12 protein-coding genes and 2 pseudogenes are annotated in these 15039 nt (G+C 71.6%); 3 read left to right on the forward strand and 11 right to left on the reverse strand.

All coding sequences use genetic code 11. The features are described from left to right. Positions 1–72 precede the first annotated feature (72 nt). Positions 73–1242: a glycerophosphodiester phosphodiesterase gene (locus M2266_RS07020; protein WP_277437367.1), complete on the reverse strand. Its 1170-nt coding sequence runs from the start codon at positions 1240–1242 to the stop codon at positions 73–75. A gap of 275 nt (positions 1243–1517) precedes the next feature. Between M2266_RS07020 and M2266_RS07025 the strand changes: the two are divergent. Continuing rightward, positions 1518–2187: pseudogene (locus tag M2266_RS07025) on the forward strand (lysophospholipid acyltransferase family protein). 21 nt (positions 2188–2208) lie between these two features. Here M2266_RS07025 and M2266_RS32295 read toward each other — a convergent pair. From M2266_RS32295 to argC, 8 genes and pseudogenes are all read right to left on the reverse strand, one after another. Continuing rightward, positions 2209–3763, reverse strand: a pseudogene (locus tag M2266_RS32295) (MFS transporter). Beyond that, positions 3760–4308, reverse strand: coding sequence for a TetR/AcrR family transcriptional regulator (locus tag M2266_RS07040; protein ID WP_277437369.1), 549 nt, complete (start codon positions 4306–4308; stop codon positions 3760–3762). Before M2266_RS07040 ends, M2266_RS32295 begins: the two are co-directional and overlap by 4 nt. A gap of 96 nt (positions 4309–4404) precedes the next feature. Beyond that, positions 4405–5829 carry an argininosuccinate lyase gene (gene argH / locus M2266_RS07045; RefSeq protein ID WP_277437370.1) on the reverse strand — a complete coding sequence of 475 codons (1425 nt, stop codon included), beginning with the start codon at positions 5827–5829 and terminating at the stop codon, positions 4405–4407. Positions 5830–5998: 169 nt separating this feature from the next. Next, positions 5999–6535 carry an arginine repressor gene (locus M2266_RS07050; RefSeq protein WP_277437371.1) on the reverse strand — a complete coding sequence of 179 codons (537 nt, stop codon included), beginning with the start codon at positions 6533–6535 and terminating at the stop codon, positions 5999–6001. Beyond that, positions 6532–7734 carry an acetylornithine transaminase gene (locus tag M2266_RS07055; protein ID WP_277437372.1) on the reverse strand — a complete coding sequence of 401 codons (1203 nt, stop codon included), beginning with the start codon at positions 7732–7734 and terminating at the stop codon, positions 6532–6534. Before M2266_RS07055 ends, M2266_RS07050 begins: the two co-directional genes overlap by 4 nt. Next, complete coding sequence (argB, locus tag M2266_RS07060; RefSeq protein WP_277437373.1) at positions 7731–8639, reverse strand: acetylglutamate kinase; 909 nt, start codon at positions 8637–8639, stop codon at positions 7731–7733. Before argB ends, M2266_RS07055 begins: the two co-directional genes overlap by 4 nt. Then, positions 8636–9787, reverse strand: a complete 1152-nt coding sequence (gene argJ, locus M2266_RS07065) for a bifunctional glutamate N-acetyltransferase/amino-acid acetyltransferase ArgJ (protein WP_277437374.1) — start codon at positions 9785–9787, stop codon at positions 8636–8638. The genes argB and argJ overlap by 4 nt, the downstream gene beginning before the upstream one ends. Continuing rightward, the gene (gene argC, locus M2266_RS07070; RefSeq protein WP_277437375.1) at positions 9784–10812 is read right to left on the reverse strand and encodes an N-acetyl-gamma-glutamyl-phosphate reductase; all 1029 of its coding nucleotides are present in this window, start codon (positions 10810–10812) and stop codon (positions 9784–9786) included. The genes argJ and argC overlap by 4 nt, the downstream gene beginning before the upstream one ends. Before the next feature lie 87 nt (positions 10813–10899). Here argC and M2266_RS07075 point away from each other — a divergent pair, with 87 nt between their 5' ends. Beyond that, positions 10900–11475 carry a YdeI/OmpD-associated family protein gene (locus M2266_RS07075; protein WP_277437376.1) on the forward strand — a complete coding sequence of 192 codons (576 nt, stop codon included), beginning with the start codon at positions 10900–10902 and terminating at the stop codon, positions 11473–11475. 5 nt (positions 11476–11480) lie between these two features. On the opposite strand, the gene M2266_RS07080 is transcribed toward M2266_RS07075, so the two are convergent. Next, complete coding sequence (locus M2266_RS07080) at positions 11481–12383, reverse strand: DMT family transporter (RefSeq protein ID WP_277441092.1); 903 nt, start codon at positions 12381–12383, stop codon at positions 11481–11483. A 162-nt stretch (positions 12384–12545) separates the two neighbouring features. On the opposite strand from M2266_RS07080, the gene M2266_RS07085 reads away from it, so the two are divergent. Continuing rightward, positions 12546–13463: a LysR substrate-binding domain-containing protein gene (locus M2266_RS07085; protein ID WP_277437377.1), complete on the forward strand. Its 918-nt coding sequence runs from the start codon at positions 12546–12548 to the stop codon at positions 13461–13463. Positions 13464–13475: 12 nt separating this feature from the next. Here the strand turns inward: M2266_RS07085 and M2266_RS07090 are convergent, their stop codons facing one another. Then, entirely contained in the window at positions 13476–14630 is a 1155-nt protein-coding gene (locus M2266_RS07090; protein WP_277437378.1) for a methyltransferase, read from the reverse strand. Positions 14631–15039 lie beyond the last annotated feature (409 nt).

Genomic DNA, 15039 nt, shown 5'->3' on the forward strand with positions numbered 1-15039 from the left:
ACACGGCCGCGCCCGGCGGTTGCCGGACGCGGCCGTCTTCACCCGTCAGAGTGGATCACCGGTGCGGATGGTTCACCGGTTCTTCAGGAAGTCCTCGCGGGCGAGGAGCGCGGTGTCGGCGTTGTCGGAGAAGATCCCGTCGATGCCCTGCTCGAAGTACGTCGTGAACGCGCCGAAGGAGTCGCCGTAGGCGTTCGGGTCGGTGCCCTTGCGGAAGTCGACGGGCAGGAAGGTGTTCTCGTTGCGCATCGTGTAGGGGTGCAGGATCAGCCCGGCGGCGTGCGCGTCGCGCACCAGCGTGGTCGGGGTGCCGAGCCTGCCCGTGGCGTCGAGCGGAATGACCAGCAGCAGCGTCGGGCCGATGCCCCGGGCGAAGCGCGCGATCCACCGCAGTCCGTCCGGGGTGACCAGGTCGGCGACGGTGCGCGGGTCACCCGCCTCGACGAAGTCGTACGGGCGCGAGGTGAGGTCGGACAGCAGGAAGATCTTGGGGGCGCCCACACCCAGCGAGCCCAACCGCTGCAGGCTGCTCGACTCGAACGACTCCAGGAACTGCGGAGAGTCCCTGCGGTCGCGGCCGTAGCGGCGCAGCAGCCCGGCCAGCCGCTCCTCCAGGCCGAGGCCGAGCTTGCGGAAGTAGGTGGGGTGCTTGGTCTCGGAATGCAGCCACACCGGGCGGCCGCGCTTGCGGCCCTGCTCCTCGGCCCACCGGAGCACCTCCTCGAAGGTGGGGATCTCCCAGCGGCCGTCGTAGAGGGTGTTGCGCTGCCGATTGGCCGGCAGCCGTTCCACGGCACGCAGCGTCTTGAGCTCGGCGAGGGTGAAGTCCTCGGTGAACCAGCCCGTGGTGGTGGTGCCGTCGATGGTCTTGGTGGTCCTGCGGCTCGCGAACTCGGGGTGCTTCGAGACGTCGGTGGTGCCGCCGATCTCGGGCTCGTGCCGGCAGACCAGGTGGCCGTCCTTGGTGGGCACGACGTCCTGCTCGATGACGTCCGCGCCGAGGTCCAGGGCGTGCTGGTAGGAGCCGAGGGTGTGCTCGGGGCGGTAGCCGCTGGCGCCGCGGTGCCCGATGACGGTCGGCACCGGCAGTTTGTACGAGTGGTGTCCGCCGCGGCCGGCGGACGTGCCCGCCGCCTCCGCCACGCCCGGCAGGGCGAACACCGCGCCGCCGGCGCCCAGCGCCGCCGCCGCGCCGAGGACGGCCCGGCGGCCCGGTCCTGAACCCTGCTGGTCGTGCGTCATGAGCTCTCCCTGAGTCCGGTGGATCCGGCGATCGCGGCCGAACGCCCGTGCGGCACCTGCCGGTCGACCCGCGCAGCGTAGGCGCGTACACCTTTCGTACGGCCCACGACAGGCGAAACACGTGCGGAACGTACGTCAACACTGCGTAGCCACTGTGTGAACCCGGCGTGCGCTCACCCGGCGAACGGAAGTATCGTCCTCATCCATAGGGGGTGTGCGCCAGTGGGCGCGCGCCCCTGGTCTTCGATCCGTCGATCCCCTGCCCGGAGGGCCCGTTGTTCCGTTTCCTGATCAATACGCTGCTCGTACCGCTCCTCCGCGTGCTGTACCGCCCGCGTGTCGAGGGAATCGAGAACATCCCCGCCACCGGTCCCGTGATCCTGGCGGGCAACCACCTCGCGTTCTCGGACTCACCGTTCATGACCCTGGTGGCTCCGCGACCGGTCTACTTCCTCGGCAAGGACGAGTACGTGACCGGCAAGGGCCTCAAGGGACGCGTGAAGGCCGCGTTCTTCACCACCGTCGGCATGATCCCGGTGGACCGGGACGGCGCCCGCGGCGGCGCCGCGGCGCTGATGACCGGCCGCCGGGTGCTGGAGGAGGGCCAGATCTTCGGCATCCACCCGGAGGGCACCCGCTCCCCCGACGGCCGGCTGTACCGGGGTCGCACGGGTGTCGCGCGGCTCGCCCTGATGACGGGCGCGGTCGTCGTGCCCTGCGCGCTGATCGGCACCGAGCGCGTGCAGCCGGTGGGCAAGAAGCTGCCCCGCATCCCACCGGGTGACCATCCGCTTCGGCGCGCCCCTCGACTTCTCCCGCTACGAGGGCATGGACCGCGACCGCTATGTGCTGCGTGCCATCACCGACGAGGTGATGAGCGACGTCATGCGGCTGTCGGGCCAGGAGTACGTCGACATGTACGCCACCAAGGCCAAGGCCGCCTGACGTTCTCCGGCGGTCCCGCTCTCAGTGATGGGAGCGGGTCGTCGCCAGCTTGGTGTGGCGCAGCATCCGCCAGGCCCACACGGCTGCCCCGAGCAGCACCACCGCGCCGACCATGGCCGCGATGCGCAGCCCGTCGGTGAACGAAGCCTGCGCCGCCAGGAGCAGCGCGTCCCCGTCCCCGCCGGGCAGCGTGTCCGCCACCTCGACGGCGCCCGCCAGGGAGTCCTTGGCCTGCGCCGCGCCGTCCGCCGACAGCCCGGCGGGCAGCGTCAGGTTGGAGTAGATGCCGGTGACGATGGAGCCGAGCAGCGCGATGCCGAGCGCGGCGCCGAGTTCGTAGGCCGTCTCGGAGACCGCGGCCGAGGCGCCCGCCTCCTCCTCGGGGACGCTGGAAAGGATCACGTCGGCGGTGACGGTGAACGAGAACCCCGCGCCGACGCCGACGATCAGCAGCACGGCGAAGAGCAGCGGGTACCCGGTGTCCGGCGTGAGGCCGAACAGCCCGGCGAGCGCCAGGCCGCTGGCGCCCAGGCCGCCGGCGACGACCATCCGCACGGAGAACCGGCGGGCGGCGACGCCCGCGCACAGCCCGGCCCCCACGGCCCCGACCATGGCCGGCAGTTCGGCGAGGCCGGCCTCCAGCGGCGAGCGGCCCTGCACCATCTGCAGGAACTGCGACAGGAAGAAGATCAGCCCGGACAGGCCCAGCACGGTGAGCAGGTCGGCCAGCACCGAGGCGGAGAAGCCCCGGTTGCGGAAGAGCCGCATGTCCAGCAGCGGCGCGGGCAGCGTGTGCTGCCGCCGGACGAAGGCGTAGAGGCAGACCAGGGCCCACCCCGCCCGCGGCGAAGGCCGCGGTGCCGGGACCGTGGGCTGCCAGCTCCTTGATGCAGTACACAACGCCGAACATGCCGACGAGGGAGAGCGCGACGCTGAACAGGTCCCAGGGGCCCGGGTCGGGGTTGCGGGACTCCGGCAGCAGCTTGGAGCCGACGATCAGCAGCACCGCCATGACCGGCAGGTTGATCAGGAAGACCGAGCCCCACCAGAAGTGCTCCAGCAGGATGCCGCCGACGACCGGTCCCACGGCGGCGCCCGCCGTCGAGGCAGCACCCCACACGCCGATCGCGAAGCTGCGCTCGCGCGGATCGGTGAAGAGGTTGCGGATCAGCGCGAGGGTGGACGGCATCAAGGTGGCCCCGGCCACGCCCATCAGGGCGCGGGCGATGATCAGCGTCTCCGGGGTGTGCGCATACGCGGCGAGCACCGACAGCCCGCCGAACGCGGCGGAGCCGATGAGCAGCAGTTTCTTGCGGCCGACGCGGTCGCCGAGGCTGCCCATCGAGACCAGCAGGCCGGCGATGACGAACGAGTAGATGTCGCCGATCCACAGCACCTGTGTCGAGGACGGCTGCAGGTCCTCGGTCAGGAACGGCATCGCCAGCCCGAGCACCGTCGCGTCCACCGCGACGAGCAGCAGCGCCAGCGTCAGGATGGCGAGCGCGAGCCAACGTGAGGGGTGCGGGGGCGTCGGTGACACGGGTGCGGACGGCTTGTGCAGGGCGTCGCGGGTCATGACGCGCTCCGCAGCATCCCGCCGAGCAGCAGCTCGGAGACCATACGGGCCGAATCGTTCCGTGCCATACGTCCATCCTGGACGCACCAGGCCGAGGCCGCGATCAGGGCGTACAGCGCCTCGCCCAGCCAGGTGGGCGTCAGGTCGTACCGGAACAGCCCCTGCTCCTGGCCGCGCCGGAACAGCGCGCTGACCCGCTCGTCGACCCGCGCCCAGCCCTCGGTCACCTCCGGCACGTCGTACAGCTGGTTCTCGCCGTAGAGGAAGGCCAGAAATCCGGAGACGGGGATGGCCTCGTCGATCAGCCGGCGCACCGCCGCGACCGGGTCGCCCTCCTCTATGCGGGCGGCGTCCAGCCTCTCGTCCATCTGCGCGTTCCCGAGCAGGCCCAGCGCCCGGACGAGGGCGTCGCGGCCGGGGAAGTGCCGGTGCAGGGTGGCGCGGCTGATGCCGGCCGCCTTGGCGATCTCGTCCATGGACGCGGTGGCTCGGCGACTCAGCAGGGCCGCGGCGTCGCGCAGCACCTGGTCACGATCGAAGCTCATGAGACAAAGATAGCGCGCATGAGACAGTGATGTCTCATGTAGAAGGCGCAGAAAGGGCGGAGGCCGAGCCGTCGCGGCCCGGCGCTCCGCCCGGTGTCAGCGTTCGGCCAGCGCCCAGGCCAGCTGCGCGGCCACGTCCTGCTTGACCTCCGCCAGCTGCTCCGCCACCCGGACCGGCGCCGTGCCGCCCCTGCCGTCACGGGAGGCGAGCGCGCCCTTGACGTTCAGGACAGTGCGGACCTCGGGGGTCAGGTGCGGTGAGATCTTGGCGAACTGCTCGTCCGTCAGACCGTCCAGCTCGATGCCCTCGGCCTCGCAGACCTTGACGCACTCCCCCGCGACCTCGTGCGCGACCCGGAACGGCACGTTCTGCTTGACCAGCCACTCGGCGATGTCGGTGGCCAGGGAGAAGCCGGCCGGCGCCAGCTCCTCCATCCGCGCGGTGTTGACGGTGAGGGTCGCCATCATGCCGGTGAAGGCGGGCAGCAGGACCTCGAGGGTGTCGCAGGAGTCGAAGACCGGCTCCTTGTCCTCCTGCAGATCGCGGTTGTACGCGAGCGGCAGCGCCTTGAGCGTCGCCAGCAGGCCGGTCAGGTTGCCGATGAGCCGGCCGGACTTGCCGCGCGCCAGCTCGGCGATGTCCGGGTTCTTCTTCTGCGGCATGATCGAGGAGCCGGTGGAGAAGGCGTCGTGGAGGGTGACGAAGGAGAACTCCTTCGTGTTCCAGATGATGATTTCCTCGGCGATCCGTGACAGGTCGATCCCGATCATCGCGGTGATGAACGCGAACTCCGCGACGAAGTCGCGCGAGGCCGTGCCGTCGATGGAGTTGGCGACCGAGCCGCGCTCGAAGCCGAGCTCGGCGGCGACCGCCACCGGGTCGAGGCCCAGCGACGAGCCCGCGAGCGCGCCCGAGCCGTACGGGGAGACGGCCGTCCGCTCGTCCCACTGCCGCAGCCGCTCGGCGTCCCGGCCCAGCGCCTGCACGTGCGCCAGGACGTGGTGGGCGAAGAGCACCGGCTGGGCGTGCTGCAGATGCGTGCGTCCCGGCATGGCGACGTCCGCGTGCGTCTCGGCGAGACCGACCAGCGCCTCCTGCAACTCGGCGAGCAGCCCGCCGATCGTCCGCGCGTGGTCGCGCAGGTACATCCGGAAGAGCGTGGCGATCTGGTCGTTGCGGGACCGGCCGGCCCGCAGCTTGCCGCCCAGGTCCGCGCCGATCCGCTCCAGCAGGCCGCGCTCCAGCGCGGTGTGCACGTCCTCGTCGGCGATGGTGCCGGTGATGGTGCCCGCCTCGACGTCGGTGGCCAGCTGGTCGAGTCCGGCCAGCATCCGCCCCAGCTCGTCGTCGGTCAGCAGCCCGGCCTTGTGCAGCGCGCGGGCGTGGGCGCGGGAGCCGGCGATGTCGTAGGGGGCCAGCCGCCAGTCGAAGTGGACCGACGCGGAAAGCTTGGCCAGGGCCTCCGCCGGGCCGTCCGCGAACCGGCCGCCCCAGAGCCTGACATCGCCGTTGCTGCTCACCGCTGCTCCTCAAGGTGTCGCGTGGACCGTCGCCTGGTGACGGCCGCACTGACTGGCATAAGTATGCATTGGACTGCATGATTCGTCAAAAGCCGGATCCGGCGGGTCCGCCACCCCGAAAACACGGAAGGACCCCCGCGAACGGGGGCCCTTCCTTCGAGGATGCGGCTCAGTGCTGCCGGTGGTCGCCCGCCGCGAGCCGGAGCAGGTGGTCGGCCAGCGCCTGGCCGCCGGCCGCGTCCCGGCTGATCAGCATGAGGGTGTCGTCGCCCGCGATGGTGCCCAGGATGTCGTGCACCTCGGCCTGGTCGATCGCGGAGGCCAGGAACTGGGCCGCGCCCGGCGGGGTGCGCAGGACGACCAGGTTGGCGGACGCCTCCGCCGAGATGAGCAGCTCGCCCGCGAGCCGGGCCATCCGCTCCTCCTTGACGGACTCCCCCAGCGGCGCCTGCGGGGTGCGGAAGCCGCCCTCGGACGGCACCGCGTAGATCAGCTCGCCGCCGGCGTTACGGATCTTGACCGCGCCCAGCTCGTCCAGGTCGCGCGAGAGCGTCGCCTGCGTGACGCTCAGCCCGTCGTCGGAGAGCATCTTGGCGAGCTGGCTCTGCGACCGCACCGGCTGCCGGTTGAGGATGTCCACGATCCGCCGGTGGCGTGCGGTGCGGGTCTGCGGTACGGCCTGGCCGCCCTGCTGCGCCTCGGTCATCGTCGCGTTTCTCCGGATCGTTGGCCCTTGTGTACCGCGTCGAGGACGGCGGGCAGAGCCTGGAGGAACACCTCCACCTCGTCATCGCCGAGGATGAGCGGAGGGGCGAGCCGTACCGTGTCGGGCACAGCCGCGTTCACCAGGATTCCGGCGTCCTGAGCCGCCTGTTGCACCTGCGGCGCGAGCGGCTCCGTGAGAACGATACCCAGCAGGAGCCCCGCACCGCGCACATGATCGACCAACGGGTGCCCGAGCGCCTCGATCCCGTGCCGCAGCCGGTCGCCCTGCCGCTTGACGTTGTCGAGGATCCCGTCGGCCGCGATGGTGTCCAGGACGGCGAGCGCGGCGGCGCAGGCGACCGGGTTCCCGCCGAAGGTGGTGCCGTGCTGACCCGGCGTGAGGAGGTCGGCCGCGGCGCCGAAGGCGATCGTCGCACCGATCGGCAGACCGGCCCCCAGGCCCTTGGCGAGGGTGACGACATCGGGCTCGACGCCGTGCGCCTGGTGCTCGAACCACTGGCCCGTCCGTCCGATGCCGGTCTGCACCTCGTCCAGGACCAGCAGGGTGCCGGTGGCGGTGGTGATCTCCCGCGCGGCCTTCAGGTATCCGGCGGGCGGCACGACCACGCCGTTCTCGCCCTGGATCGGTTCGATGATCACCAGCGCGGTGTCGGTGGTGACGGCGGCGCGCAGCGCGTCCACGTCGCCGAACGCCACATGCGTGACGTCACCGGGCAGCGGGTGGAACGCCTCCTGCTTCTTCGGCTGGCCGGTGAGCGCGAGGGCGCCCATCGTCCGGCCGTGGAAGGCGCCCGAGGTGGCCACCATGTGCCGGCGGCCGGTCAGCCGGCCGATCTTGAAGGCGGCCTCCACCGCCTCCGCGCCGGAGTTGGAGAAGAAGACCCTCCCGACCCGGCCGAAGAGCTGCAGCAGCCGCTCCGCCACGGCCACCGGGGGCTCGGCGATGAAGAGGTTCGACACATGGCCGAGCGTGCCGATCTGCTCGGAGACGGCCCGGACCACGGCCGGATGCCCGGTGCCCAGGGAGTTGACCGCGATGCCGCCGACGAAGTCGAGGTAGACCTTGCCGTCGGCGTCCCAGAACTTCACGCCCTCGCCGCGGACCAGCGGGACGCGCGGCGTCCCGTAGTTGTCCATCAGCGAGCCCTGCCAGCGCCGCGTCAGTTCCTCGTTGCTCATGATCCGTCCCCCCGCGCGTCCGGCACGATCATCGTGCCGATGCCGTCGTCCGTGAATACCTCGAGGAGCATCGAGTGCGGCACCCGGCCGTCGATGATCCGTGCGCTGCCGACACCGTGGCGCACGGCGTACAGGCAGCCCTCCATCTTGGGCACCATGCCGCTCGACAGATCGGGCAGCAGCTTCTCCAGTTCGCTCGCGGTGAGCCGGCTGATCACGTCCTCGCTGGACGGCCAGTCGGCGTACAGCCCCTCGACGTCGGTGAGGACCACGAGGACCTCGGCGTCCAGCGCCGAGGCGAGCGCGGCGGCGGCGGTGTCCGCGTTGATGTTGTAGACGTGACCGTCCTCGCCGCGGGCGATGGACGAGACGACCGGGATCCGGCCGTCGTCCAGCAGCGCCTGGATGGCGCCCGGGTCGACCTCGGTGATCTCACCGACCAGGCCGATGTCCACCTGCTCCCCGTCCACGACCGCGTGCCGCCGGACGGCCGTCATGGTGTGCGCGTCCTCGCCGGTCATCCCGACGGCGAACGGCCCGTGCTCGTTGAGCAGCCCGACCAACTGCCGCTGGACCTGCCCGGCGAGCACCATCCGGACGACGTCCATCGTCTCGGGGGTGGTCACCCGCAGTCCGGCGGTGAAGGACGACGCGATGCCGAGCCGGTCGAGTTGTGCGCTGATCTGCGGGCCGCCGCCGTGCACGACGACGGGCTTGAGGCCGGCGTGCCGCAGGAAGACGACGTCCTGGGCGAAGGCCGCCTTCAGCTCCTCGTCGACCATGGCGTTGCCGCCGAACTTGATGACGACGGTCTTGCCGTTGAAGCGGGTGAGCCACGGCAGCGCCTCGATGAGGATGCGGGCCTTGGGCAGCGCGGTGTGGTTCCGCGCGGTGGGGTTGGTCATGAGCTGTACGCGCTGTTCTCGTGGACGTAGTCCGCCGTCAGGTCGTTGGTCCAGATGGTGGCGGCGGCGGCGCCCGCGTTCAGGTCGGCGGTGATGACGACCTCGCGGAACCGCATGTCGACCAGGTCCCGGTCCTCGCCGACCGAACCGTCCTTGCAGACCCAGACGCCGTTGATGGCCACGTTCAGCCGGTCCGGCTCGAAGGCGGCGGCGGTCGTGCCGATGGCGGACAGCACCCGGCCCCAGTTGGGGTCCTCGCCGTGGATCGCGCACTTGAGGAGGTTGTTGCGGGCGATGGAGCGGCCCACCTCGACGGCGTCGTCCTCGGTAGCGGCGTTGATCACCTCGACCTTGATGTCCTTGGACGCGCCCTCCGCGTCACCGATCAGCTGCCGGGCCAGGTCGGCGCAGACCTGCTCGACGGCGGCGGCGAAATCACCGTAGGCGGGAACTTCCCCTGAGGCGCCGGAGGCGAGCAGCAGCACGGTGTCGTTGGTGGACATGCAGCCATCGGAGTCGGCCCGGTCGAAGGTGGTGCGAGTGGCGGCGCGCAGCGCGGTGTCGAGCGTGCCGGCGTCCAGGTCGGCGTCGGTGGTGAGCACGACGAGCATGGTCGCCAGGCCCGGCGCGAGCATGCCCGCGCCCTTGGCCATGCCGCCGACTGACCAGCCGTCCTTCTCGGCGACGGCCGTCTTGTGCACCGAGTCGGTGGTCTTGATCGCGATGGCGGCCTTCTCGCCGCCGTGTGCCGAGAGTTCGGCCGCGGCCTTCTCGATCCCCGGCAGCAGCTTGTCCATCGGGAGGCGCAGCCCGATCAGGCCGGTGGACGCGACCGCGACCTCGGCCGCGTTCTGTCCGAGTACCTCCGCAACCTTCTCGGCGGTCGCGTGCGTGTCCTGGAAGCCGAGCGGTCCCGTGCAGGCGTTCGCGCCGCCGGAGTTGAGGACGACGGCGGACACCTGGCCGCCCTTGACGACCTGCTCCGACCAGACGACGGGCGCGGCCTTCACACGGTTGGAGGTGAAGACGCCCGCGGCGGCCAGGCGCGGCCCGTTGTTGACCACGAGGGCCAGGTCGGGGTTGCCGCTGTCCTTGATCCCGGCGGCGATGCCCGCGGCCGTGAATCCCTGCGCTGCCGTGACGCTCACGGTGCTACTCCTGTCGTGGAAAGTCCGGTGTCCTCGGGAAGTCCGAGGGCGATGTTCATGCTCTGCACCGCGCCGCCCGCGGTGCCCTTCGTCAGGTTGTCGATCGCGCTGACGGCGACGATGCGGCCGGCTGCCTCGTCGTACGCGACCTGCACCTGCACGGCGTTGGAGCCGAGCACGGCGCCGGTCGACGGCCACCGCCCCTCGGGCAGCAGGTACACGAACGGCTCGTCCGCGAAGGCCTTCTCATAGGCGGCGCGGACCGCGTCGGCGGTGACGCCCGCCCGGGCCCGCACACTGCAGGTGGCGAGGATGCCGCGCGGCATCGGGACGAGGGTCGGGGTGAACGAGACGCTCACCGGCTCCCCGGCCACGGCCGACAGGTTCTGCATCATCTCGGGGGTGTGCCGGTGCACGCCCCCGACGCCGTACGGCGTCACGGATCCCATGACCTCGCTGCCGAGCAGGTGCGGCTTGGCCGCCTTGCCCGCGCCGGACGTGCCGGAAGCGGCGACGATCACGGCCTCGGGCTCGGCGAGCCCGGCCGCGTACGCCGGGAAGAGCGCCAGCGAGACACCGGTCGGGAAGCAGCCGGGCACCGCGACGCGCTTCGAGCCCCGCAGGGCCGCCCGCGCCCCGGGCAGCTCGGGCAGCCCGTACGGCCAGGCCCCGGCGTGCGGGGAGCCGTAGAACTTCTCCCAGTCGGCGGCGTCGCGCAACCGGAAGTCGGCGCCGCAGTCGACGACCAGCACGCCGTCGCCGAGCTGCTCCGCCACCGCCGCGGACTGCCCGTGCGGCAGCGCGAGGAAGACCACGTCATGCCCGGCCAGCACCTCGGCCGACGTCGGCTCCAGCACGCGCTCGGCCAGCGGCGGCAGGTGCGGCTGCAGTGCGCCCAGTCGCTGTCCCGCGTTGGAGTTGCCGGTGAGTGCGCCGATCTCGATCTCCGGGTGCCCCAGGAGCAGCCGCAGGATCTCACCCCCCGCGTAACCACTCGCCCCTGCCACCGCTGCCCGCAAAGCCATCGAACCTCCTCGTCGAAGGCATGACTATACGTTCCACCGAAGCTTTATGCAAAGAATTACGGATTCCCTGGCCTTAACCTGGGCCGCATGGACGAGGTCGACGGGGTGGAGATCATCGCTTTCGCGGACGCGGCGGCGTTCGAGGAGTGGCTGGCCGGGCACGTCACCCGTGACGAGGGCGTGTGGATCAAGATGGCCAAGAAGGGATCCGGCATCCCGACGGTCACTTCCGACGAGCTGGTCGACGTCGGGCTGTGCTACGGCTGGATCTCCGGGCAGCGGCGCTCCCTCGACGCGCGGTACTACCTGCAGAAGTACGTGCCGCGCCGGCCCAGGAGCCTGTGGTCGCGGGTGAACGTGGACAAGGTCGCGGCGCTGACGGCCGCCGGGCGGATGCGCGAACCCGGGCTCGCCGAGGTGCGCAGGGCGCAGGAGGACGGGCGGTGGGCCGCTGCCTACGACTCGCAGCGGACGGCGACCGTACCGCCCGATCTCGCGGCCGCGCTCGACGCGGACCCGGTGGCGCGCGAGGCGTTCGAGGCTCTCGACAGAACCGGTCGCTACCTGGCCGTCCTGCCGCTGCTCCAGGCGCTCACCCCGGAGAGCCGAAAGGCCCGCCTCGCGAAGACGCTCCGGTCGCTGAGCGGTGCGACCCCCGGATAGGGCGCTCAGCGCGAGCAGCCGCCGACGGCCACCGACCCGGCCGCCGCACCCGCGTCGGCGCGCGGCCGCGCCGGGCGGCGGGTCAGGCCCACGCCGACCAGCACCACGGCCATGCCCGCGACGGTCCTGAGGCCGACGTTCTCGTGCAGCACGATCGCGCCCAGGCCCACCGAGACCACCGGCAGCAGGTATCCGACGGTGGAGGCGTTGGTGGCGCCCTCGTCCGCGATGAGGCGGTAGGTGAGGTGGAAGGTGATGCCGGTGGCGAACACTCCCAGGACGACGACGGCCGACAGCGCCGCGGGCCCGGGATGCACGGCGGTCAGACCGCCGAGCGGCAGGGCCAGCGCGCTGAGTCCCGTCGCGGCGAGGAGTTGCGACGCGGAGAGCGCGATGGTGGCGGTGCCCTTCCCGACCAGATGGCGTCCCATGTAGGCGAACGCGACGGCATAACTCGCCGCCGCCCCGAGCATCGCGGCGGCGCCCCAGCTGACCAGCCCGGCCCGGCCCCACGGGGCGAAGATCAGCAGCGTGCCCGCGAATCCGAGCAGCAGTCCGCCCAACCGGGCGGGGTGGAGCCGGCGTTCGGTCCCGATGGCGAGTCCGATCAACAGGGACCACAGCGGGGTCGTCGCGTTGAGGACGCCGGCTACGCCGGAGTCGACCGTCTGCTCGCCGACGCTGAACAGGGCGAAGGGCAGCGCGTTGCAGAAGAATGCGGCCACCACGATATGACCCCAGGTCACGCGGTCGCGCGGCAGTCCGCGGCGTCCCGACAGGCACAGGACGAGCAGAACGACGGAGCCCAACGCGCAGCGGGTGAAGGTCACTTGAGCGGGCGACAGCCCGTCCAGCGCCAGTTTGATCCAGAGGAACGTCGATCCCCACAGCAGGGCGAGGACGCCCATCCGCACCCATGACATCGGGCCGGATCTGCTACTGCCGCTCACTGCTGTCTCCTCTGTCGCCGTTCCGGTCCATCGCTGGTCCGGTCTCCTGTGATCACCGTGCCCGCGATCGACCCGACAGGACAAGAGAAAAGAGTTGCACGCACCGTTAAGCTCTCCTACATGCTCGATGTGAGACGTATGCAGGTGCTGCGGGCGGTCGTCACCAGTGGTTCGGTCACCGCGGCGGCGCTGAACCTCGGGTACACGCCGTCCGCCGTGAGCCAGCAGGTGGCGGCGCTGGAGAAGCAGGCCGGGACGGCGCTGCTCGAACGCTTCGGTCGCGGCGTACGGCCGACGGCGGCCGGACTGCTGCTCACCGAGCACGCGGCCGTGATCAGCAGGAACGTCGCCGAGGCGGAGACGGCGCTGGCCGACCTCCGGGCCGGCCGCACCGGGCAGCTGTCGATCCGCTATTTCGCCACGGCGGGCGCGACGCTGGTCGCGCCCGCCGTGGCGCGGCTGCGCGCCGAACACCCGGGCGTGCGCATCGACCTCCGGCTCGACGACACCGAGGAGTCTCCGGCCTCCGCCGACGGCGGCCCCCTGACCGAGGTGCGGCAGGGCCGGGCCGATCTGGCGATCGTGGTGCTTCCGCGCGACCTGCCCAGCCCGGGCGTCCGGCTCGTCCACCTGCTGGACGACACCTACCGCGCCGTGCTGCCCAAGGGCCACCGGCTCGCGGCGAAGAAGACGCTGGACCTGAGTGAGCTGGCCGACGAGCCGTGGGTCGGCAACGAGTGGCCCGCGGGCCCCTGCCTGGAATCCGTGGTCGACGCCTGCGCGGCGGCGGGCTTCAGCCCGGACTTCGTGGTCGAGAGCAAGGACCACACGACCGCGCAGGGGTTCATCGCCGCCGGCCTCGGAGTCGGTCTGATGCCGACGCTGGGACTGGGACACCGCCATCCCGGCGTCGCCGTGCGGAAGGTACGCGGACCGGAGCCGGTCCGGTCGATCTACGCCGCGGTGCGCGAGACCTCACCGGCCGCGCCGGCCCTGTCGGCCCTGATCGGCGCCCTGCGGGACGCGGCGGCCGCGTGAGGCCGCCGGTGGTCAGCGCTTCACCGCTCGCAGGATGACGAACTTCGGGTCGCTCGCGACGACCTCGCAGTTCCCGAAGAGCTTGCGCAGCTTCACGTGGTATCCGAGGTGCCGGTTGCCGATGACCCACAGCTCGCCCCCGGCGCGCAGCGCGTCGCGGGATCCCGTGAACATGCTCCAGGCCGTCGTGTCGGTCGTCGCCTGGTGGCTGTGGAACGGCGGGTTGTTCAACACCAGGTCCACCGAGCCGGCGGGCACGGACGACAGGCCGTCACCGACCAGGAACTCGGCCTTGGCGTCCGGCCCGGCGTTGGCCCGGAAGGTGGCCTCGGCCGAGGCCACCGCGGAGTAGGACTCGTCGACGAACGTCACCTCGGCGCCGGGATCGGCCAGCGCCGCGGCCGTTCCGACCACCCCGTTGCCGCAGCCCAGGTCCACGACGCGCTCGGGGCCCTGCCGCCGCGGGAGGTTCCGCAGGAAGAAGCGGGTGCCGATGTCGAGGCGGTCGGCGCAGAAGATGCCCGCGTGGTTGGTGACGGCCAGGCCGGAAGCCGCGCCCACGTCGGCGGGCAGCTCGTACGTGCGCGGCCACGGGCTGTCGCCACGGACGGGCGAGGCGGCCGGCGTGCTGAAGATCAGCCGGGCCTTCTTCGCCGCCAGTGACGTCCTGGTCGGACCGATGAGCCGCTCGAAGAGGGTGAGCGTCGAGGTGTGGATCTCGGTGACCATGCCCGTGCCCACGACGACGGTGCCCGCGTGCAGCCGCGGTGCGAGCCGGTGCAGCTGGTCCTCCAGCAGCGCGAGGCTCTTGGGCACCCGGACCAGCAGGACGTCGATGCGGTCCGGGACGGGGTCCATGGCCGACAGCAGCCGTACCGCGCCGGCCCCCGCCCCGCTGCGCGCCAGGTTCGCCCGGGTCGCCTGCTGGGTGAGGAAGGAGTCGGTGATCTGCACGGGCCGGTGCGCGGCGAGCGCGGTGACCAGCGCGCCCCACCGGTCGCCCAGCACGACGACGGTGCCGGCGAGGTCCACGGGCTCCGCGTCGATGCCGTCCAGGTACCGCAGCAGGTACTCGTCGGCGGCGTCCCAGGCGCGGAGCCTGTCGCGGGGGTCCTCGGGGAAGCGGGTGAGGTCGTACGCACCCGATGACGTCGTCAAACGGTTCATTGTGCCCTCAGGCTACCTGGGCCTGCGCACGGGCCGGGACCCGTGCCCGGACACGGAGCGGGGCCCTGGTGCGGGAAGGACCGGGACACGGAGCAGGGCCCGGAAGCGTGTCCAGCTTCCGGGCCCCTGTTGGTGCCGCCCATATGCACACGCCGGCGCGAGGGGGTGCGGGTCAATTTCACGTCGACTTGTTCTGCCATTGAACTACCGCCGCAGGAAGGAGAGCGGCGGACCGGATTCGAACCGGCACCTGACGACCAAGCCCGAACCCGGTGGATCCGGCGATCGGCGGCGAATGCTGAGTCTGGAGCAAGAGTCTGAGATTGATCACGGTCTGCCTCTGCCTGTTGGGCTACCCCGGCCGGTGGTGCCGGGAGAGGGACTCGAACCCCCACTGGAACCGTGTCGT

This window comes from Streptomyces sp. SPB162, assembly GCF_029504575.1.
Lineage (GTDB): Bacteria > Actinomycetota > Actinomycetes > Streptomycetales > Streptomycetaceae > Actinacidiphila.